The organism is Proteus sp. CD3, assembly GCF_008808075.1.
In the GTDB taxonomy this organism is placed as follows: domain Bacteria; phylum Pseudomonadota; class Gammaproteobacteria; order Enterobacterales; family Enterobacteriaceae; genus Proteus; species Proteus appendicitidis.
Map to the genome: position 1 here is coordinate 586,726 of NZ_CP019686.1, position 20,829 is coordinate 607,554.

Consider the following 20,829-nt stretch of genomic DNA (forward strand, 5'->3'; position numbering starts at 1 on the left):
TTACTCTGCCTTTTCAGTTGCAACAATTTCACCTTGAGGATGAGAAAGGTGAAAATCATCAAAGAAGGTGTAACGGCCTGGTTTTAGTGGTGCGATTACAACGACAGAATTGGCGCCCGGTGCTAATACTTTTTCTTTACGTAGTTGTGTACTTTCAAATTCAACAGGGCTAGTGCCTGTATTACGAATTTTTATTCGTATGGGTGTTTTAGCAGGGACTTCAAGTACTTGGGGAATAAGCTCGCCATCTTTCATTTCTAATTCAACGGTGTATTTCTCTGCTGCAAAAACAGAGGATGTCACCATTAAGAGTAGTAATAATGTATATTTAGAGAGAGTTTTGATCATCAGCGTTTCACTTAAAAAAGAGAAAAAGGATAAATCCAAATGGTTGGATTTATCCGTTATGAAGCTAATTAGTAACTACCTTTACGACCTGTACCGCTATAGGTGAAATCCCAAGATACTTCAAACGGTTCAAACCAAGGTGATACACCCGTTTCTTTATCGATATGACGACCAAAAGCGATATCTTTGTTGTATGAAGGCGGGTAAATCTTATAGGTCACGTTATATTGACCATTTCCGTCCAGTTTAAGGTTTTCACCATAGTGAGGGCCATCATTGGCAACCATCGCCATAAATGTACCTTGCTGTTTTTTTGCAGGAGCATCGGATTTTGTTACGGTGTATTCAATGGTGAGGTAAGGGATCCAATCACCTTCAGCAAATCCATTTGGATTATCTTCTGTGGCATGAATATCTGCTTCTAAATGGATATCTGCTTTATCAGCAGCCAAGTGATTCATCGCATGATGACTTTCTTCGATATCCATGGTGATAGGTTGCAGATAAACCCCTTGAATTTCCATACCATTTTTAAGAATAGGATGACCAACGGGATACTCAACAGCAAGAGCGGACGCAGAAAAAAATGAGAGAGCAGTGAGAGAGAGCGCATAGCGATATTTCATGTTTAACCCCTATTATTGAATGATAATTGTTATTATTCTTAATAAGGTTAACATAATTTGTATTAGAAATAGGAGATAATCTATACGAAAAATATCGCTTAAGCTGGCCGGAAAATCAGTAAAAATAGTGATAACATTTTCTTTTATAAAAGAAAAAAATTTGTTGTTCTGAAATAAATATATGAATGGAATTGATAATTATAGGTAATAACACCCAGTGAGATTATCTAATTAAGAATGATATATGGAAATCTTATTTATCATAATAAGAAGATAAAAGAGAAGATTTCCATACTAAGAAGATTAAATCTGACTTTGAGCGCTCCAAAACTGTTTGGATTGTGTCAGTGCCACGGCAGAAACTTGCTCTTCATTTTGCGGTAGGAAAAATGCAGGGGTGACTTTTAGCTCTTGTGCAATATGAAAGAGCATATCAACATCAATCTTACATAGCCCATTCTCATAACGTGAAAATTGTTGCTGGCTAATACCGACTCGTTCAGCGACAACCTTTGCTGACAAGCGAAGTTGCTGGCGTTGTTTACGAATTTTATGCCCAATAATTTGAGAAATGGGATAAATTTTTGACATTAGTGACCTCATTCTTCCTATCAACCACCAATAATACTCAATAAATTGAATATCAAGTTTCCGTGTGGATCTTCAAAATAAACAAGCGCTCCGGCTTGAATGAGTAAAATCCATACTACTGTGTTATCGGTTAATTGGATGAATTATTTATACCCATCACGTTATAAGATGATATTAATTTTCATTAAACTATTTTGATATCCTGCTTTTTCCTAGCAGGATAGTCGAGATTTTTTTGATAAACAGTGCTATATATTGCCTAAACACCATTTTATCTGTTATTTGCGCTCGCATTTATGATTAATAAAGAGTAAATAATGCAGTTACAACAAAAAAGATAAAACCCTCTTTGACTGTGTTTATGCTCGAAAATACCTTTTATAGGCTTTTTATAATGGGTTATTTTTGAGTTTTTTTTTATCTCATCGCGATTTCCCTTCTTAAACGAGTATCAAACTCAAACAACAATTTTCATTTTGTTGTCATTTATAAAATTACATTCACTTCTGATGGTCTACAGCGTTAAGATTGTTATCTATAATACTTATACAGATTATAAGTATTGCAGGGTAGTTATCTATTTATCGTCAAGGTCGAGATTATGAATGTAAAAGATATCATTCGTCATGAACCATTTGGAACATTGCTAGGCTATGCGCCTGGTGGTGTCGCGATTTACTCTTCAGATTACAGCAGTATTGATAAAGAAGACTATGCCGCTAATGATTCATTCCGTAGTTATATTGGTAATGAATATATGGGGCACAAGTGGCAGTGTGTTGAGTTTGCTCGCCGTTTTCTCTATTTGCATTATGGCGCTGTATTTACTGATGTGGGAATGGCTTATGAGATCTTCTCACTGCGTTTTTTACGTAAAACCATCGATGACGATATATTGCCATTACAAGCCTTTGCAAATGGTAGTAAACAACCACCAGCAGTGGGTGCTTTATTGATTTGGCAAGAAGGTGGCGAATTTAAAGTAACAGGGCATGTTGCTGTTATTACTGAAGTGCTTGAAGATAAAATTCGTATTGCAGAGCAAAATGTTATCCATACTCGATTACCCGCAGGGCAACAATGGACTCGAGAATTACCGCTTAAAGTGACGGATAACGGTTACTTTATTCAAGATACTTTTGATAATACAACGCTATTAGGTTGGATGATCCAAACAGAGCCTAATGCTTATAGCCTTCCTCAACCTAAAATTACACCAGAACTATTAAATATTCATGCCGAACAGCTTGATAATAAAGGTCAATTAGATGGCAAATGGTTAGATGAAAGCTCGCCACTAGAAAAAGCTTATGTCCTTGCGCAACATGGTCATATTATCAATCAAGATAGCTATGAATATTTCACCATTTCAGAAAGTGCAGAACAGGAACTTATTCGCGCAAGTAATGAAATGCATTTGATGTATTTGCATGCAACTGAAAAAGTCTTGAAAGACGATAAGCTACTGCGTTTATTCGATATCCCTGAAGTGTTGTGGCCTCGTATTCGTTTGTCATGGCAAAACAGACGCCATCAAATGATCACGGGACGATTAGATTTTTGTATGGATGAAAGAGGTGTCAAAGTTTATGAATATAATGCTGACTCAGCCTCTTGCCATACAGAAGCTGGTTTAATTATCGAAAAATGGGCGCAAAAAGGTGGAATTAAAGAGGGCTTTAACCCCGGCGAACGCTTACTTGATGCATTAGCGGATGCTTGGAAGCACTGTGACGCAAAACCTTTTGTGCATATTCTTCAAGATGATGATAGTGAAGAAGATTATCACGCTCTCTTTATGCAACAGTCACTGACCCAAGCAGGTTATAACAGTAAAATTCTGCGTGGGTTAAATGAACTTCATTGGAATAGTCGTGGGCAATTGATTGATGCAGACAAGCGTGTTGTTGAATGTGTTTGGAAAACATGGGCTTGGGAAACGGCGTTAGACCAACTAAGAGAAGAGAGTGAGCAACAAGCACTGATCCCTATTCGTACGGGGCATCCTGAAGGCGAAGTCCGTTTGGTCGATGTGCTTTTACGTCCTGAAATTACCGTTTTTGAGCCTCTTTGGACTCTTATTCCTAGTAATAAAGCGATTCTACCTATTTTATGGCAATTGTTCCCTGATAACCCTTATTTGTTAGATACGGATTTCACAGTGACACCTCGTCTTACACAAAGTGGTTATGCGGTTAAACCGATAGCGGGGCGTTGTGGTAATAACATTGGTTTAGTCGATCATAAAGATAACGTGTTAGATGAAACCAGTGGTCAATTTGATCATCAAGAAAATATTTATCAAGAATTATGGTGTTTACCAAAAGTAGCAAATCGTTATATCCAAGTTTGCACCTTTACAGTGGGTGGGCATTATGGCGGTTGTTGTTTACGTTCAGACCCTACTCTAGTTATTAAAAAAGAGAGTGATATTGAACCTTTAATTGTGATTGAAGATAAACACTTTTTGGCTAAATAAGATCATAGACGTTTAGAATTAATAATTAATAATTAATAAACCCGCTAATTGCGGGTTTATTTTAAATAAAAGTAGCATTTGAGGGGAAAAGTAAATGATAAAAAAATTTCAAACCCTGAGTGAATTGCTTGCATCACTTTCAATGCTTGAATCAAATGAATGGATTTATACTGAGATTGCAACTTGGAATAGTCATCCTAAGCAGACCATTTTTTATTATATTCCTTGGGATTACATCCAAGAATTACCTGATGATGAGATTTACCTTGATGACGATGATATGGAAATGCCAAAGGCAGTTGAAGATAAAAATTTACACGGCTGGATGGTGGTTTGTGATTTAGCATTATTTTATCAAACACAACAAGCACAACAAAAAACGTTGCAGTGGGTTATTGAAGAAATTAACTATTACCGAGAATATGATGCTTATCGATGTTTGAGTTAGGATTTTGCTATTAAGTTGAGATAAGAAGATGATTGAGAATAAGAGTAGAGCCTTGATTTTATTAACATAAAGGTATCTTCTATTTCATTTTTAGTTGGCATATTTTCTTTATAAATGATCATTTTTTGAAAATCTCCATAGTAAGAGGATTTTATTGCATCCCAAATCTGACTAAAATTTAAAAAGAGTTCATTCTTACTGAGATCTTCTGTGATCCACGATAGTTTTTCTTTTTCAAAATGAGTCATATCATTTTCAATTGAAATTGAGAGCAAATCAAAGAATGTATTGTCACAATTGATAAAACGTTTTATTTCTTGGACTCTGTTTAGCTGTGTTAAATCATAAAAATGTCTTACTTTATCTTTAAGTAAACCTTTTGAAGATGCTGTAAGTAATCCTAGAATTTTCTCACAAAATGTTCTTTTCCAACAAAGTACTAAGAATGGAAAATCATTTAACTGATAGGTATTAATTAAGTGATTTTGCTCAGATGCTATTGCCCATTCAGCTATTAATGAACGAATATTTCTTTTTATTATTGGGGAAGGTGTTGTGTAAGCATTACATTCAAAGAGTAATGTATCTTTAACCTCGCCTAATAATTCAGAACTATCAATTCTGGGGTATTTGTAGCGTTTTTTTCTAAACCTTGAGCCATTATTAAATTTTTCTCCAGAATCTTCTAAGTCTATTGTTGCAAGATGAATAATTTCTTTGATGATTTTTTTTATCTTTGCATCTTTCCAATTTGTATTAGGTAAGATGGCAAGATCAATATCTTCTGAAAATCTATCAATTGCTTTATAGATTTTTGATAGAGATGTTCCACCTTTAAAAATAACATTATTACAATAAATAGATTTTGATATTCTCAATAACGCATTTGTTAAGTAATAGTCTTTTTCTACATAAGATGATGGAATGTTGAATTCTTCGGATGTCTTTTTTATTGTTTCAATAAATAGAGAACGGTGTTCATTTTTATGTAGTATCAAAATACAATATTCCAGTTTTTTCTATAGGTGATATAATTAGAAATATTATTAAAGTGATATTTACTCTTTTGGTTTAAGTCATTTTTTACTTTCCAAATTAAATTTTCTATGTCTACATCATAAGTTTTTAGATATTCTTCCATTAGTGCGCCCAATAATGCTTTTGTTTTTTTATAATTCAATTTTTTATAAAGTAGATCAAATTTTTTATAATCAGATGAAATTAGATGAATATATTCTTTAATCGAATGTATAATAATTTCACTCTCTATATCTTGAATTTTTTCTATATTATTTAATATGTATGCGAATTCATTTATCTTTATATTTTCATTTTTGATCTCTTTTTGTTTTATTATCTCTATTTTAATTCCTCGGAGATTAATAAAAGAAGGTGTTTTTTTAGATGTAATTATTGTAGTGACTGTAGGTATTTGTGTTGATAAACCTTTTTGATTAAAAAGGGCATGCCCTGCAATAAACCCGACTTGCTGTTTTTTTGAAATAAGAAGTGCAGATAAAACAGCGTGATATGAAGGTGGTAATTTTCCTAATATACCTTTTTCTTCTTTATAATATAAACCTTTAGCTAATCGATATAAATACCCAAACTGCCTTTTTAGCTCGTCGTTTTTGATATAATTTGCAATAGCTTTTAATGTGGCATTTTTAGCTTTTTTATAAAAATAAAATTCGTTTACTAAGAATACAGTTCCTGGTGTCATTCGACTTATTTTTATTCTTACTTTTTTTGCAATAGACATAAGAAAACCTCCTCAACGTTAGAAGGTATTATGTTTTTCTGATTTTAAAAATCAATACTCATACAGTTAATTAAATATAATTTTTATAATTTATTTCTGCTAAAGTAAAATTATTCAATTTATATTATTATCTCAATTTATTAATATATCAAAATATAATTATAGTTGCTAAGTCATCTCTTTCATCAGATTTTCCTTAAAAAAATCACATACTTTCCTTGATTTGTTTTTTCAGCCACTGAATGAAAAGCTGTACTTTTGCATTATTCTTTTCATTTCGAGTGACAAGATAATAACGCTGAGCACAAAACAGCTCGCTATTATCAAAAGGAATAATCAATTCTTTACTAGCCAGTTGTTTTTGCACTAAACGTTTTCTTCCCATAGCCACGCCTGAGTGGTTAGCCGCAGCAATAACGGCAAGATCAGAGCGATCAAAACAGATATTACTACGATTAGGAAAAAGAGAAAGCCCCATATATTCGTTCCAAGCTCGCCACTCGTCGAAATCAGAGTTATTACTCCAAGCTTGCCTATCATGTAGCAAAGTACAATTAGAAAGATGGTGAATATTGCCAATAAGCTCATGCTTTTTTGCGTATTCTGGGCTACATACAGGAATAATAGATTCTGAAATTAAATCTTCGCAATAAAGGTTTTGCAGTTGCTTATCATCAAAATAGATTGCGAGATCAATACCATAACCTCGAAAGTTAATATCATCATTTCCTGTGAGTAAATTTAATTCAATCGATGGGTAACGGTCAGTAAAATCTGAAATACGAGGAACTAACCAACATTGGGCGATAGAAGGTCGTGAATAAACGGTGAGAATGCCTGAGACTTCTTGGTTATGAATATCTAAAATTTCTTGGTTAATATCTTCTAGCGTTTTTTTAAGCGCCCAATAAATTCGTTCACCTTCTTCTGTTAGTTCTATTCGGCGATGAAAGCGGTTAAATAGCTTAATACTCAACTCTTCTTCTAATGTATTAATACGGTGGCTAATGGCGCTGGGTGTTAATGACAGTTCCTCTGCCGCTAAAGCGAATGAAAGATGGCGACCTGTTGCTTCAAAAGTGTGAAGTCTTGCTAATTGATAACTGGATAATCGTTTATTTCTTAAAATCACGCTAGAAGATTCAAACATTCTTTTATTCTCGTTTTGTTATTAATAGTAACGTGAGTTAACAATCAAGGTAATGTTAAGATGAAATACCATGCTGCTATTCATCATAATGTGATTATTTGTGTTGTTGATCACTTATTTGAATTAACTGGTTTCATCTTAGTGTAAATTTTCATCATTTGTAAGTCAGGAATGATTAATATTCAATATGAATAACAATAAATAAAATATTTGGGATGGATATATGGATTCAACATTATGGGTGCTAGGTACTCTTATAATTAGTATCTTGCTCATTGTTTTTACTATAATAAAACTTAAGTTTCATCCGTTTTTAGCCTTACTATTGGCAAGCTTCTTTGTGGGTACTGCAATGAAGATGAATCCTTTAGAAATGGTAAATGCGATTGAAAACGGTATTGGTGGTACATTAGGATTTTTAGCAGCAATTATCGGTTTAGGAACGATCCTTGGTAAGATGATGGAAATATCAGGTGCCGCAGAACGCATCGGTATTACATTACAAAAATGCCGTTGGTTATCTCCAGACGTTATTATGGTATTGGTTGGTCTTATTTGTGGTATTACACTCTTTGTTGAAGTGGGTGTGGTATTACTTATTCCCCTTGCTTTCTCTATTGCGAAAAAAACAAATACTTCATTATTAAAATTAGCTATTCCATTATGTACAGCATTAATGGCTGTTCACTGTATTGTTCCTCCTCATCCTGCGGCTCTATTCGTGACTAATGAATTAGGGGCAGATATGGGAACCGTTATTGTTGCGGGTCTTGCCGTTGGTTTAGTTGCATCTTTAGTTGGTGGCCCTTTATTCTTAAAAATGTTAGGCGAACGCTTACCATTTAAAACAGTGCCTGAAGAATTTTCTGATATGGAAATTCGTGAAGAAAAAGATTTGCCTTCATTAGGTGCCACACTATTTACTGTCTTATTACCTATTGTTCTGATGCTGATAAAAACAGCCGCAGAATTAAATATGACTAAAGGCACATCGATTTATACTGCATTACAGTTTATTGGTAATCCAATTACTGCGATGTTCATTGCTGCCTTTGTTGCTTATTATATATTAGGTATTCGCCGTAATATGGGCATGAATACGTTATTGAAGAAAACAGAAGATAGCTTTAGCTCTATTGCCAACATCTTATTAATTATTGGTGCGGGTGGTGCTTTTAACGGCATTTTAAAAGGCAGTGGTTTAAGTGAATCTTTAGCGTTAATTCTTTCTAACTTAGATATGCATCCTATTTTATTGGCTTGGTTAGTTGCCATTATCCTTCATGCTGCTGTTGGCTCTGCAACTGTTGCAATGATGGGGGCTACTGCAATTGTTGCACCATTAATGCCTTTATACCCAGACATTAGCCCTGAAATTATTACATTAGCAATTGGTTCAGGTGCTATTGGTTGTACCATCGTCACAGACTCACTGTTTTGGTTAGTGAAACAGTATTGTAATGCAACTTTAAGTGAAACTTTTCGTTTTTACAGTGTCGCGACCTTTATTGCCTCCTTTGTCGCATTAGGCGGTACATTTATGCTTTCTTTTGTCATATAAAAGAGAACGACTATGAACCATATAGATATAAATAAATTAATAAGTAATTTTCCACTAGTTCGTGACTTAGTGGACTTAAAAGAAGTGGTTTGGTTTAACCCAAAAGTGACCACCACTGACCAGGGACTTCCATATGTTGGTTTAACGCAAGATGACGTAATTGACGCACAAGCACGACTACAACGTTTTGCGCCTTATTTAGCGAAAGCATTTCCAGAAACAGCGGTTACTCAAGGAATTATCGAATCAGAAGTCGTTGATATTCCTAAGATGAAAGTTGCTCTTGAAAAGCGTTATAACACACCTATTAGCGGTCAATTGCGCTTGAAAAAGGATAGTCATCTTCCTATTTCAGGTTCAATTAAAGCGCGTGGTGGGATTTATGAAGTACTGACTCATGCTGAAAAATTGGCGATCAACGCGGGATTATTAAGTACAGAGGATAATTATGAAAAATTATTTTCTGACAAATTCCGTGAATTCTTTAGCCAATATAGTATCGCTGTAGGCTCCACAGGCAACTTAGGTATGTCTATTGGGATCATGAGTGCGAAATTAGGCTTTAGCGTGAGTGTTCATATGTCTGCTGATGCACGTCAGTGGAAGAAAGATAAATTACGTTCTCATGGCGTTAATGTTGTTGAATATGAACAAGATTACAGCATTGCGGTAGAAGAAGGTCGTAAAGAAGCAGAGAAAGATCCTAACTGTTTCTTTATCGATGATGAAAACTCAAAAACATTATTCTTGGGTTATGCGGTAGCTGGATTACGTTTAAAACGCCAATTTGAAGAACAAGGTGTTCGTGTTGATAGTGAACATCCTCTGTTTGTTTATCTGCCTTGTGGTGTTGGTGGTGGTCCTGGTGGTGTTGCTTTTGGGCTAAAACTGGCATTTGGAGATGCAGTACACTGCTTATTTGCAGAGCCAACACACTCACCTTGTATGTTATTGGGTGTTTATACCCAATTACACGAAGGCATCTCTGTACAAGAGATTGGTATTGATAACATAACGGCTGCTGATGGTCTTGCTGTTGGTCGTGCATCAGGCTTTGTTGGGCGAGCAATGGAGCGCTTAATTGATGGTTATTACACTATTGATGACCAAGAGCTTTATGACTTACTCAGTTTATTAAATAAAGAAGAAGGAATTAAATTAGAACCTTCGGCTTTAGCTGGAATGAAGGGGGCGGTACATGTCGCTCAAGCTAAAGATTATCTGCAAGGTTTATCACTAGACAGTCAAAAAATGCAAAATGCAACGCATTTAGTATGGGCGACGGGTGGCGGTATGGTTCCAGCAGATGAAATGCAAAAATATCTCGCTCAAGGAAAATAGAGCGTAGAGCAGGGGCGATAAGGTTTATCTTTATCGTTCCCTATAAAATAAAAGGGAGCAGTACGAGTATCCAGTAATTATTATATAAAACAATAATATAGTAACAATGGATTAAACCAAGTGTTACATCAAACGTTCACACCAGGATGTCACACCAGGGGAAAATGTCGTAGTATTATAATCATAAAAAAAGAGGCACCCATTGGGTGCCTCGCTTACTTTATATCTTGCTAAATTAGAAGGTATTAAAAATCAATTTTGACATTTACCCCATAGTTTCGACCCGGTAATGGGGCTAAATATTTTAATTGAGAAGATGCCGGTCTTGCTTCTGTATTGGTGAGATTATTAATAATAAAATCAACAGAAACATCTAATTTATCAAGATGATATTTTTTACCAATACCGGCATCAACTAATGTGTAAGAAGGGAAGGTAATATCCCCGCCATACATTAATCCACCACTTTCTTTTTGTTTTTTATAGTAAGTCGCAGTGCTAAATGCAGTTAATTCACCATGCTGGTAATTAAGGCTAATACCATGTTTTTCATTGGGAAGATTAGGCAAATAATTACCTGCAATAAAGAGCTTTCTTTTACTTTTGTTTTCAACAAAATCACCAAATAGTGTAAATGTAAGATTATGCTCGTGAGGCATTTCATATAAATACTTAAATTCGTATTCTAATCCTTTTGTTTCGAGATCCGTTTCATCCCATTCCATAACGGTAACCCCACCACGGCTAACTCCTGTTAATCGTCTAAATTTAAAATCACTGTAGTCTGTTTTATACAAATTAATCTTATTAGAGAAATTACCTATCTCAATAACAGATGATAATTCAATACTTTTACTTTTTTCGGTATTAAATTCACTCTTTCCCTGTTCTTCAATTAAATAAGCATAATGCGGACCATGTGTATAAAGCTCATTAATTTCTGGCGCTCGATAAGCAATATTTTGTTGTAGTTTTAATGTCCATTCATCAACTGGGGTAAAAGATAAGGCTAGTGTATTTGCACTTGTATCAAAATGACGATTTTGCAGATTGGAGCCTTGTCCTCGACCGCTATTATAATTATCGGAAATATTTAAATGATGATGGGTATAGCCTTTACGGTATCCCGCAGTAATTTCAAAAGGAGATAAATTTAGCGACTCAACCCAATAGATCCCGTATTCTTTGGTTAATACACTGGGTAAATAAGCATCATAGCCAGACGTTTTCAGATCACGATAATTACCGTTAATTCCAACAGCACCATTTACTCGATTAAAGAGCGGGGTGTGTGCAGTTTCCAAGGCTAATTGGTGGCTTTTTGTCTCAAATATCGATGATGCAATTTGCCCCACCAATTCTTCATCTTTCGATTCAGAATAAGAGTAATAAAAAGCACTGTCCCTTAAAAAAGGCGTTAAGTGATAATGTTTTCCTTGTATATCTATTCGTCGATTATGGTTTGAAACCGAAATAGGTTTGTACATTTCTCGTGTCGTTTTCGACGTGAGATAGGCATATCCCGGTACACCATAAGATGTTTGAAAATCAGTAACAGATAGACCTAAATAACTATCATCTCCAATATAAGAGAGTGATGCATTACCACTTTGACTTTTTAAAAAGCTATTAGGAATTTCTTTATTATCATTATCAACATAATGTTTGGGTGGTGTCACATGTTCAATGGATGTGGGGCTACCGGGTTTATATTGTGAGTTAGCTTCATTATCAACATAGCCAATACCTGAAAAATAATCTTTATCTTTAAAAGTATATTTATCATCTTCGCTTAATTCATATTCAACTTTGTATTTTTTCCAAAACTCACTAATGTAAGGGTAAGCTTCAGGATTGCGGCTGGTAAATACTTTCATATCAACTTGGCATTGATCACGTAACGCAAAGTGACTTTTTAGTTGCTGATAGCTATAACAAGGTGCTGCTTTAGAATGTGTTGGAATTTTATATCTAGTAACACGTTTAGTGGCCCCCGAAATATTAAACACCCAGTTTTCTTCATTACTGAATTTAATATTTGCTGATCCACCATTACCGTTATTGGTACTTCCATTAAATGTCACGGAACCTGAAATCGCTTTTTCAGGCAACTGTGTCATTATCCTATCATCCCACAAATGAATTGCACCACCACTGCTACTACCGCCATAAAGCAGTGCTTCAGAGTTTTTACTGATCGATATTTCATTAATTCTATTCATATCAATGGGAATAGGCATATTCCCGCTAATAAATGAAATATCATTAATAGGAAGGTTATTGACTAAAATACCCACTCTATTTCCAGACATGCTACGAATAACAGGTCTTGCGGCATTAGGGCCAAAACCTTCTGCTTGTACTCCTGCGACTTTTGAAACGGTATTGCCAATTGTATTGGACTTTATTTGTTCAAGTTGTTTTCCTTTTATCTCTTCCCGATTATTCAGTAACAATGAAGAGAATGTCTCTTTGTTTTTTATTGATGCTGCTTTAACAGTAATAACATCGTTTGGTAGTTCTTTTTCTTTGCTTTTATCTTTATTATTCTCTTTTCCATATAAAGGAGACGACAAAAGCATAAGTAAAATAATAGAGAATTTACTTTTTTTCATAATTATTGTTTTATACTTAGAATGTAAGAGTTGCGCCTAAGATAATATTACGACCCGGTAAATACATTTCATCTTTAATATAAGAAGTACTGTCTTTTCCTTTTGCATCAAAGATATTATTAATTTTGGCATATAAGGTATAATGGGTTTGATCTAAATAACCAATGTATTCACTACCTAAACTAACCGTATTATAAGCATCTGTTGGTGTTTCATAGTCTGCCGTTTTATTTTGTTTTCCAAAATGGTCAACACGGATTTGTCCAGTTAAATTATCTGTAATACTATGTTTAATATAAGTACTTAAACGATAAGCCGGTATTCTTGGTATATTTCCCTTATTATGCAGTAAATTTGCTCTAACATAATCACCAGAAATTCCAATTAAGCTATCTTGGTTATAGTAATAATCAATATTGCCTTCTATACCTTTAAATTGTGCATCATTTTGAACATATTGTAATGAACGATAGCCATTATTTAATTCAGTGCCAGTAAACTGACCGTAAATATAATTATTAATACGGTTATAATAGGAGCTAATATTGAATTGAATATCACCTGTAACTTTAGTTATTCCAATATCAATATTATTTGCTGCCTCTGCGGTTAAATTAGGATCGCCTTTTTCAATAGTTCGACTTGCAGCATGAACACCATTCGCGTAAAGCTCTTCTGCTACCGGTAATCTTTTCGTGTGTGATAGTGATAAATTTAAAAAATAGTCTTGTGTAAAATTCCACGCTAATCCAGCAGAAATAGAAGATGCATTCTGCTTATTGTTTTTTTGCGTTTCTCTATTTAACAGTGATTGCCACTCTTGGCGAAAGCCTAATTCATAGCGAAAATCACCTAATTGGTATTCTTCTAATAAAAAGAGGGCGTGATTTTTGGTTTTTGTTGATGGTACATAAGCTTCTTCTCCATAAGCACTAAAATCACGTTGATTAAATTGCCCACCAATAACACCACGCCAGCCTAAAATAGGTTGATGTGTGAAAGAAAATCTTAATTCATCTCCTTTGTTTTTAAATTGGGTACTAACTTCATGACCTTCTTTTTCATCATGATGATAATGGGTTCTGGCCGCACTGAAACGTACCGATTCAACACCGGCAAATGGATTACTTTTTTCACCACGTAGATCCCATCGTTTACTCTCCATAATAATATAGGGAATGCCATGTTCATGTTGTTCATCAGGGTATTCATGATTGTGATCATGATGATGACCGGTTACAGGAGGGCGAGTAGAAACGTGATGATGCTCCTCCTCATGATCATGAAAATGAGTATGGCCAGGTAATCCATATCGGCGATGTTGTTCACCATAACCAATCCCAATATAACCATCATCAAAGATCCACGATGCACCGATATTTGCAGATTGGTTATCTTGATAAGAGCCAGCTAAACGGCGAGACTCTCCTTGATGCAAAGGTGCTGGTTGGTTGTAATTACTTTGATAACGTTTAGTGCCTTCAATACGCAGAGCTAAATTATCTTGTCCTAATGTTAATCCGGCTGCCCCTATATTTCCCTTAGAAACGGAATCGTATTGATACTGTAATTCGCCGTCGTAGCCTTTTTCAGGCACTGACATAGGAATTTTGCTATCAATAACATTAATGGCGCCACCTATCGTACCTCCGCCATAAAGTAATGTTGCAGATCCTTTTAATACTTCAATACGTTGGCTTAAAAAAGGTTCACTGGTGATCGCGTGATCTGCACCAATAGATGAAACATCCATAAGATCACTACCACTGTGTAATACTTTGACTCGATTTCCTGACATTCCCCGAATAACCGGATGTACTGAACCTCCACCAAAAAAGCTGGCATGAAAACCAGGTAGAGATGTCAATGTTTCTGCAATAGATGCACTACGATTAGCTCGTAGATCTTCTTGTGTAAAAACCGCAACAGGTGTTGCCATTTTTTCTGCTGATGTTTGTAAAGGCGTTGAATAAACCTTTAATATCTCACTTTGTGGTTTTTCCTCTGTTTTTATTGCGGTGTTTGCATTCGCAAATAAAGAATAACTTATTGAAATAAAAAGTATTGTATAACTTAAAACCGATTTTTTCATTTTGATAACCTCCTTTATTTTAAAATGTTATAACATAACATTTTGTAAATATTGTAAGTAAATATAATTATCATTAGCAAGTGATGATTTTTTCAAAAAGACAAAATTTTTATAACTTATTGTAATTTTTAAATAAAAATATTTTTTATGGGAGGGTGAAGCAGAAATGAAAAAGGCACCTGAAAGGTGCCTTTAAGATAAATATGCTTATTCTAGAATAAACATGCCATAAGGATGGATTTGCAGATAGTAACTGTCGCCTACACTAGGCTGAAGCTGAGTCGCATTGACTTGTAAGAGCAAAGTTTGATTTTGCCATTCTACGGTCACTTCATATTGAGGTCCCATATAAGCGACATGGACGATTTTGCATTGCTGACAAGCATCGCCTTGTTGAGATAAGGTGATCGCTTCTGGTCTAACTCCCACTCTAACTTCGGTTTTCGTGGTGTTAAACGTGTCTGGTTTTGGTAGGCGATAGTGGAAGATCTCAACATAATCAGCGCCTAATGTGGCAGGGAATAAGTTTGCATCTCCCATAAAACTTGCCATAAATTCAGACGCGGGTTGACGATAAAGATTTTGCGGTGAACCTAATTGCATTATCTTCCCTTTATTCATTACTAAAACCATATCAGAAACCGCAAATGCTTCACTTTGATCATGGGTTACGTAAAGAGAGGTGATATTAAACTGTTGTTGTAACTCACGAATTTTCTCTCTCATACTACGACGTAAATTGGCATCAAGGTTACTTAATGGTTCATCAAAAAGCAGCACTTTAGGTTTTAAAATTAAGGCGCGAGCTAAAGCGACACGTTGTTGCTGTCCTCCTGAAATTTGGTCAACAAAACGGTCTTCAAAGCCCGCTAAATCCACCAGCTCTAAGGCTTCGGAAACACGTTGTTTAATTTCAGCCTTCGGACGTCCTAGCATTTTTAAACCATAGCCAATGTTTTCTCCTAATGACATATGAGGGAAAAGGGCATAAGACTGAAACACCATACAGATATCGCGTTGCTGAATTGAGCGATCGGTAACATCTTCACCATCAATGAAAATTTTCCCTTCTGTCGGTTTTTCTAATCCCGCGACTAAACGTAATACCGTGGTTTTACCGCAACCTGAAGGCCCTAATAATGAAACCATTTTGCCTTGTGGAATAGACAAACTGAGATCTTCAATCACCGTGTTAGTGCCAAAACGCTTAATTACATTTTTCAGTTCAACGAAATGTTGTTGTGTCATGATTTATACTCCGTATTACTGTGCATTTTTGGCTTTAGAGCGTGAAACACGGGCTTCGCCAATCAAATAATCAAATAAGAAAATAATTGCCAACATAACGACGATTAAAATCGAGCCGTAGGCAATTGCGACACCGTATTCACCATCTTCAACGCGGTTTAAAATATAAGCAGTTGCCACGCGTGTATCTGGTGTAACAAGGAAGACAATGGCACTAACTGTAGTGATTGCACGCACAAAGCTATAAATCAGCGCAGACAAAATAGCAGGGCGCAATAGCGGTAATAACACATAGAAAATGGTTCTCATGGAATTCGCTCTTAAACTTAAAGAAGCTTCATCAAGCGATTTATCAATTTGCCCTAGCCCCGCAATACCCGCACGTATTCCTACAGGCACGTTACGCATTGTCATCGAAATAATGACAATTGCCGCCGTTCCCGTTAAATAGAAAGGCGAATCATTAAACGCAAGAATATAAGAGACACCGGCGACGGTTCCTGGTACGGCAAAACAAAGCATGGTTGTGAACTCGATACTTTTTTTACCTTTAAAGTCTTGGCGCACCACGATATAGGCAATTAATAGTCCAAGAATAGCGGTAATTGGCGCTGCAATACCTGCATATAACAAGGTATCTAACAACGAAGGCCATGCACCGTCGCTCATTCCTTGACCAAATAGTTTGATAAAATTATCAAGTGTTAAGGTGTAATCAACGCCCCAGTTAACGGTGAAACTGCCGTAGAAAATACTGCCATAGAGCAGAATATTAAAGACAACCCAAATACCGAGAACGGTTGTGACAAACGCAATCAGTGACGATGGTAGAGGCTGAACATCACCACGATAAGATTTACCTGATACCGTGACGTAAGAACGTTTACCAATCCACATATATTGCACACAGAACACCAATAGTGAGAAAACTAACAGTGATGCACCTAATGTACTGGCTGATTGATAATCAAGCTGAGAGCCGGTGATATAGAAATAAATTTGTGTCGCAATAACGTCAAAGTTACCGCCTAAAACGAGTGGGTTACTAAAGTCAGCAAGAGATTGCACAATCACGATTAAAAACGCATTGGCTAAAGCCGGCTTAAGTAACGGCATAAAGACGTTAAAGAACGTTTGGTAACGGTTGGCTCTTAAGGTGTAAGAGGCTTCTTCTAATGAAGGGTGAATGGTTTTAATCGCACCATCTAAAATCATAAAAGACATAGGCGTAAACGCGAGCACTTGCGCCAACCAAATCCCCGTAAAACCATATAACCAGTTGGTATTTTCAAGCCCTGCGTAAGTGGCGAGAAACTCTGTTACATAACCAGAGCGTCCCATCATTAACGTCACCCCTAAACCGACAACAAAAGGGGGAGTAACGATAGGTAATATAGAAAATACACGACCAATAATGGCAGAGCGTACCGCTATACGAGACGTATAAATTGCCAGAATTAAGCCAAAGAAAGTACAGCCTATCCCTACGGCAATAGAAAGCACAATAGAGTTGAGCATCACTTGCACAATATGAGCTTGGCTTAAAATCGCGATAAACTCAAAAGGTGCAAAATTGCCTGCGCTATCTTTAAACATTGGAATAAAAATAGCGATACTAGGGAAGATAATAAAAGCACCGATGAGAGCAACAACGGCTATCAAAGAGCCAATAACAAAGCTATCACCACCTAGCCATTCAAGGCGTGTTAAGGCGGTTTTCATGATCATTCCCAGAGAAATAAAGAGGATGATCGCCGAATAACCTAATCCACGTCCTTCAAGTGTGGCGCTGACTATCGTAATAAATGCACAAAATAGGGCAAAACCCGCGTCAAAATAGTGGCGAGTGCGATTTTCACGCTTAGGTGCAGTTAATGGACGAAAGATCAGCAAGCTTGGTAATAAAAACCAGAGCCAACTAATATTAACGCTACTCCAGCCGTAAGAGGTGAGCAATTCATCTGCTGTAGAATCTAAAAGACCGTAATCAAGGCTCCATGATGGCAGTAAAGCAAATGCCATCCATGCAATTAGGATCCATAAAAATATGGGATCCCGCCTCTTTTTTTCAGGTAAAGCGAGTGTGTGAGACATAAATCCCCCGAGAGTAACTGTATTTATTATTATGAGAAAAAGAGAGCGAGAGGTTATCTCGCTCTGTTAATGGGCTATTTACCCATTTTTACTTCGGTAACCCACTTATTAATCAGTTCCTTACGTACTTCACTATCGCCATATTTATCCATGTCGTAGTTAATGAGTTTTAAGTCTGATAATTTCAGTGCCATTGGTGAAGATTCAGCCGAGGTATTGGTTAGAATTTGGTAAGATTTACCTTCTTTCCAGCTAATTTCCTGAGCTTCTTTTGAGAGTGTCCAATCTACGAATAATTTTGCGTTATCCATATTGCGGGCATTTTTAATGATACTGACACCACCGATTTCATAGCCTGTACCTTCACAAGGTGAAATCAATTCAAGTGGAGCGCCATTTTCAACTTCTAATGAGTAATCATGTAGGAAGCCAATACCAATGGCTGCTTCACCACGGGCTGCATTTCGTGCGGGAGCAATACCTGATTTGGTGTATTGAGAGATATTTGTATTGATTTTCTTTAGATAATCAAAGGCTTGTTCAGTGCCCCATAATTGGTCAAAGGTTGCCAGTGCCGTGTAAGCGGTTCCCGAACTTTGTGGATCGGCAATTTGAATTTCACCTTTATATTCAGGTTTAATTAAATCTTTCCAGCACGTTGGAATGGCGATGCCTTTTTCTTTTAAGCGATCTTTATTGACGCCAAAACCTAAAATACCGACATAAACTGCAGAAGAGTAGTTACCTTTGCGTTTAGCCGGATCACGAAATTGTGGCATGATCTGATCAAGATTAGGCGAAACGTAAGGCTCTAGCAGATCCATTTCACCCGCTTGTGAGTGAGGATCCATTGTACCGCCATACCAAACGTCAGCTTGTGGATTACGTTTTTCAGCTTCGATTTTAGCTAAAGTACTTCCTGAACCATTACGAACGAAGGTTGTTTTAACATCATACTTTTCGGCAAAGGCTTTTGTTTCAGCTTCACACATTGCATTTGTCGCACTACAGTAAACCACTAAGCGACCAGCCGCATTTGTTGATAAGCTAACCGCAGACAGAGCCAGACCAGCAGCAACGAGTGTAGAGAGGGTTTTCAATTTCATGTTCAGAACCTTTTAAATGTGTCGTCATCGGAAAATGAAAGTGGGCCAACTAAATGCTCTTGTTTGCTAACATCAGCAATTAACAACGGCATCAGTAAGAGTCCCATTAAGGCCGCAGCACTGGTTAATAATGCAAACATCCCAGTCCAACCATAATGCGCCATGACCTGACTTAATGGCCAACCTGCCATTGCCGCCCCTAAATAGGCAAACAATCCCAAGTAGCCAGTTACCGTGCCTGCTGCGTTTTTATGGCAATATTCTGTTGCAGCAAGCCCGATTAACATCTGTGGTCCGAACACAAAAAAACCGATACTAAAAAAACAGGCTGCGAGCAAAGCATAATGATGAATTGGAATTAACCAAAGTGCTGTTACTGCGGTAAAAAGCCCGAGTGAAAACAGCAATATCATTGGCGCTCGTTGACCACGGAATAATAAATCCGAACCCCAGCCTGAACACAAAGCCCCGAGTAAGCCACCGGCTTCAAACAAAGAGAGAATGGCATTAGCACTCAATAAGTTGGCACCATGTGTTTCTGATAACCAGATATTTCCCCAATCGTTAATCGCCATACGTATGAGATAAACCAAAATATAGGAAAAACCCAGCAACCAAATCATTCGGTTAAATAAAATGCTCTCTTTCAAAATAGTTAGCATAGGTTTAGGGGGAGATGCTTGTTCTTGACGTAATTCAAAAACATCGCGCCGCCACACACCCACAGTAGGAAGCCCTTCCTCTGCGGGTGTTCCTTTTAATCGTACACACAACCATAGCCCGACGATGATGCCGATAGTACCGGGAACAAGCAGTGCGACTTGCCAACTATAATGCGTCGCTAGCCACGCAGTTAAAATGGGAAGACTCATCCCGCCAAGGTTGATTGAGATATTCCATAATCCCCACCAGAAGCCGCGCTCATTGCGTGAATACCAGTGTGTTAACAACCTTGCACAAGGCGGCCAGCCAAAGCCTTGAAAGAAACCATTTAGCGCCCAAACCAAAAGCAGTGCAGGAAATGAAAGACAATAGGCAAAGATAATATTCATAATGCCTGTCATCACTAATCCCACACCCATAAACCAGCGGTATCCCCATTTATCATGGAAAACACCAGAAACAAATTTAGATAAACCGTAAGTGAGATAAAACAAGCTGGCAATCCAACCGATATCCCCTTTATCTAAATTTAATTCCACTTGCATAACGGGCATCACAAAGTTGACGCTTTTACGTGTGAGATAGAAAGTGGCATAACCAATAATCATCGACAGCATTAAATTTTTGCGCCAAAAGTTATAGGTCTTATTAATTGATGCCGAATTTTTACCTGACATAACATCCTCTTTGATGTTGCAAATGTAA

The 20,829-nt window shown here is 36.6% G+C and carries 16 protein-coding genes; 4 read left to right on the top strand and 12 right to left on the bottom strand.

All coding sequences use genetic code 11. The annotated features are described in order from the left end of the window. From BTA34_RS02585 to BTA34_RS02595, 3 genes are all read right to left on the bottom strand, one after another. Entirely contained in the window at positions 1–348 is a 348-nt protein-coding gene (locus BTA34_RS02585) for a cupredoxin domain-containing protein (RefSeq protein ID WP_088493623.1), read from the bottom strand. A 68-nt stretch (positions 349–416) separates the two neighbouring features. After that, entirely contained in the window at positions 417–974 is a 558-nt protein-coding gene (locus tag BTA34_RS02590) for an iron transporter (RefSeq protein WP_151434374.1), read from the bottom strand. Between the two features lie 303 nt (positions 975–1,277). After that, positions 1,278–1,565 (bottom strand): helix-turn-helix domain-containing protein, encoded by a 288-nt coding sequence (locus BTA34_RS02595; RefSeq protein ID WP_151434375.1) that lies wholly within the window; start codon positions 1,563–1,565, stop codon positions 1,278–1,280. A 601-nt stretch (positions 1,566–2,166) separates the two neighbouring features. Between BTA34_RS02595 and gss the strand changes: the two genes are divergently transcribed. After that, positions 2,167–4,044 carry a bifunctional glutathionylspermidine amidase/synthase gene (gss, locus tag BTA34_RS02600; RefSeq protein WP_151434376.1) on the top strand — a complete coding sequence of 626 codons (1,878 nt, stop codon included), beginning with the start codon at positions 2,167–2,169 and terminating at the stop codon, positions 4,042–4,044. Between the two features lie 94 nt (positions 4,045–4,138). Beyond that, positions 4,139–4,492 (top strand): hypothetical protein, encoded by a 354-nt coding sequence (locus tag BTA34_RS02605; RefSeq protein ID WP_151434377.1) that lies wholly within the window; start codon positions 4,139–4,141, stop codon positions 4,490–4,492. Here the strand turns inward: BTA34_RS02605 and BTA34_RS02610 are convergent. From BTA34_RS02610 to dsdC, 3 genes are all read right to left on the bottom strand, one after another. Further along, positions 4,489–5,490: a nucleotidyl transferase AbiEii/AbiGii toxin family protein gene (locus BTA34_RS02610; RefSeq protein ID WP_265576161.1), complete on the bottom strand. Its 1,002-nt coding sequence runs from the start codon at positions 5,488–5,490 to the stop codon at positions 4,489–4,491. The genes BTA34_RS02605 and BTA34_RS02610 overlap by 4 nt on opposite strands. Further along, positions 5,487–6,254 (bottom strand): hypothetical protein, encoded by a 768-nt coding sequence (locus tag BTA34_RS02615; protein WP_265576162.1) that lies wholly within the window; start codon positions 6,252–6,254, stop codon positions 5,487–5,489. The genes BTA34_RS02610 and BTA34_RS02615 overlap by 4 nt, the downstream gene beginning before the upstream one ends. Positions 6,255–6,459: 205 nt before the next feature. After that, a complete protein-coding gene (dsdC, locus tag BTA34_RS02620; protein ID WP_151434379.1) occupies positions 6,460–7,404 on the bottom strand; it encodes a DNA-binding transcriptional regulator DsdC in 945 nt (314 codons plus the stop codon). 223 nt (positions 7,405–7,627) lie between these two features. Here dsdC and dsdX point away from each other — a divergent pair, with 223 nt between their 5' ends. Together dsdX and BTA34_RS02630 are read left to right on the top strand one after the other, a co-directional pair. Further along, positions 7,628–8,965 (top strand): D-serine transporter DsdX, encoded by a 1,338-nt coding sequence (gene dsdX, locus BTA34_RS02625; RefSeq protein WP_151434380.1) that lies wholly within the window; start codon positions 7,628–7,630, stop codon positions 8,963–8,965. Between the two features lie 12 nt (positions 8,966–8,977). Continuing rightward, positions 8,978–10,306 (top strand): D-serine ammonia-lyase, encoded by a 1,329-nt coding sequence (locus BTA34_RS02630; protein ID WP_151434381.1) that lies wholly within the window; start codon positions 8,978–8,980, stop codon positions 10,304–10,306. Between the two features lie 245 nt (positions 10,307–10,551). On the opposite strand, the gene BTA34_RS02635 is transcribed toward BTA34_RS02630, so the two are convergent. The 6 genes from BTA34_RS02635 to uhpC all read right to left on the bottom strand — a co-directional run bounded on the left by BTA34_RS02635 (position 10,552) and on the right by uhpC (position 20,816). Next, positions 10,552–12,921 (bottom strand): TonB-dependent receptor, encoded by a 2,370-nt coding sequence (locus BTA34_RS02635; RefSeq protein ID WP_151434382.1) that lies wholly within the window; start codon positions 12,919–12,921, stop codon positions 10,552–10,554. A 16-nt stretch (positions 12,922–12,937) separates the two neighbouring features. Next, positions 12,938–15,013 (bottom strand): TonB-dependent receptor domain-containing protein, encoded by a 2,076-nt coding sequence (locus tag BTA34_RS02640; protein WP_151434383.1) that lies wholly within the window; start codon positions 15,011–15,013, stop codon positions 12,938–12,940. A 207-nt stretch (positions 15,014–15,220) separates the two neighbouring features. Continuing rightward, the gene (gene fbpC / locus BTA34_RS02645) at positions 15,221–16,261 is read right to left on the bottom strand and encodes a ferric ABC transporter ATP-binding protein (protein ID WP_151434384.1); all 1,041 of its coding nucleotides are present in this window, start codon (positions 16,259–16,261) and stop codon (positions 15,221–15,223) included. 15 nt (positions 16,262–16,276) lie between these two features. Beyond that, the gene (locus tag BTA34_RS02650; RefSeq protein WP_151434385.1) at positions 16,277–18,355 is read right to left on the bottom strand and encodes an ABC transporter permease; all 2,079 of its coding nucleotides are present in this window, start codon (positions 18,353–18,355) and stop codon (positions 16,277–16,279) included. A 74-nt stretch (positions 18,356–18,429) separates the two neighbouring features. After that, positions 18,430–19,461 carry an ABC transporter substrate-binding protein gene (locus BTA34_RS02655; protein ID WP_069368510.1) on the bottom strand — a complete coding sequence of 344 codons (1,032 nt, stop codon included), beginning with the start codon at positions 19,459–19,461 and terminating at the stop codon, positions 18,430–18,432. A 2-nt stretch (positions 19,462–19,463) separates the two neighbouring features. After that, positions 19,464–20,816: an MFS transporter family glucose-6-phosphate receptor UhpC gene (gene uhpC, locus BTA34_RS02660; RefSeq protein WP_416202676.1), complete on the bottom strand. Its 1,353-nt coding sequence runs from the start codon at positions 20,814–20,816 to the stop codon at positions 19,464–19,466. Positions 20,817–20,829 lie beyond the last annotated feature (13 nt).

What these genes read in the sequence shown, in the direction of transcription:
- BTA34_RS02585 (WP_088493623.1), bottom strand. Translation starts at nt 348, where the DNA reads ATGATCAAAACTCTCTCTAAATATACATTATTACTACTCTTAATGGTG.
- BTA34_RS02590 (WP_151434374.1), bottom strand. Translation starts at nt 974, where the DNA reads ATGAAATATCGCTATGCGCTCTCTCTCACTGCTCTCTCATTTTTTTCT.
- BTA34_RS02595 (WP_151434375.1), bottom strand. Translation starts at nt 1,565, where the DNA reads ATGTCAAAAATTTATCCCATTTCTCAAATTATTGGGCATAAAATTCGT.
- gss (WP_151434376.1), top strand. Translation starts at nt 2,167, where the DNA reads ATGAATGTAAAAGATATCATTCGTCATGAACCATTTGGAACATTGCTA.
- BTA34_RS02605 (WP_151434377.1), top strand. Translation starts at nt 4,139, where the DNA reads ATGATAAAAAAATTTCAAACCCTGAGTGAATTGCTTGCATCACTTTCA.
- BTA34_RS02615 (WP_265576162.1), bottom strand. Translation starts at nt 6,254, where the DNA reads ATGTCTATTGCAAAAAAAGTAAGAATAAAAATAAGTCGAATGACACCA.
- dsdC (WP_151434379.1), bottom strand. Translation starts at nt 7,404, where the DNA reads ATGTTTGAATCTTCTAGCGTGATTTTAAGAAATAAACGATTATCCAGT.
- dsdX (WP_151434380.1), top strand. Translation starts at nt 7,628, where the DNA reads ATGGATTCAACATTATGGGTGCTAGGTACTCTTATAATTAGTATCTTG.
- BTA34_RS02630 (WP_151434381.1), top strand. Translation starts at nt 8,978, where the DNA reads ATGAACCATATAGATATAAATAAATTAATAAGTAATTTTCCACTAGTT.
- BTA34_RS02635 (WP_151434382.1), bottom strand. Translation starts at nt 12,921, where the DNA reads ATGAAAAAAAGTAAATTCTCTATTATTTTACTTATGCTTTTGTCGTCT.
- BTA34_RS02640 (WP_151434383.1), bottom strand. Translation starts at nt 15,013, where the DNA reads ATGAAAAAATCGGTTTTAAGTTATACAATACTTTTTATTTCAATAAGT.
- fbpC (WP_151434384.1), bottom strand. Translation starts at nt 16,261, where the DNA reads ATGACACAACAACATTTCGTTGAACTGAAAAATGTAATTAAGCGTTTT.
- BTA34_RS02650 (WP_151434385.1), bottom strand. Translation starts at nt 18,355, where the DNA reads ATGTCTCACACACTCGCTTTACCTGAAAAAAAGAGGCGGGATCCCATA.
- BTA34_RS02655 (WP_069368510.1), bottom strand. Translation starts at nt 19,461, where the DNA reads ATGAAATTGAAAACCCTCTCTACACTCGTTGCTGCTGGTCTGGCTCTG.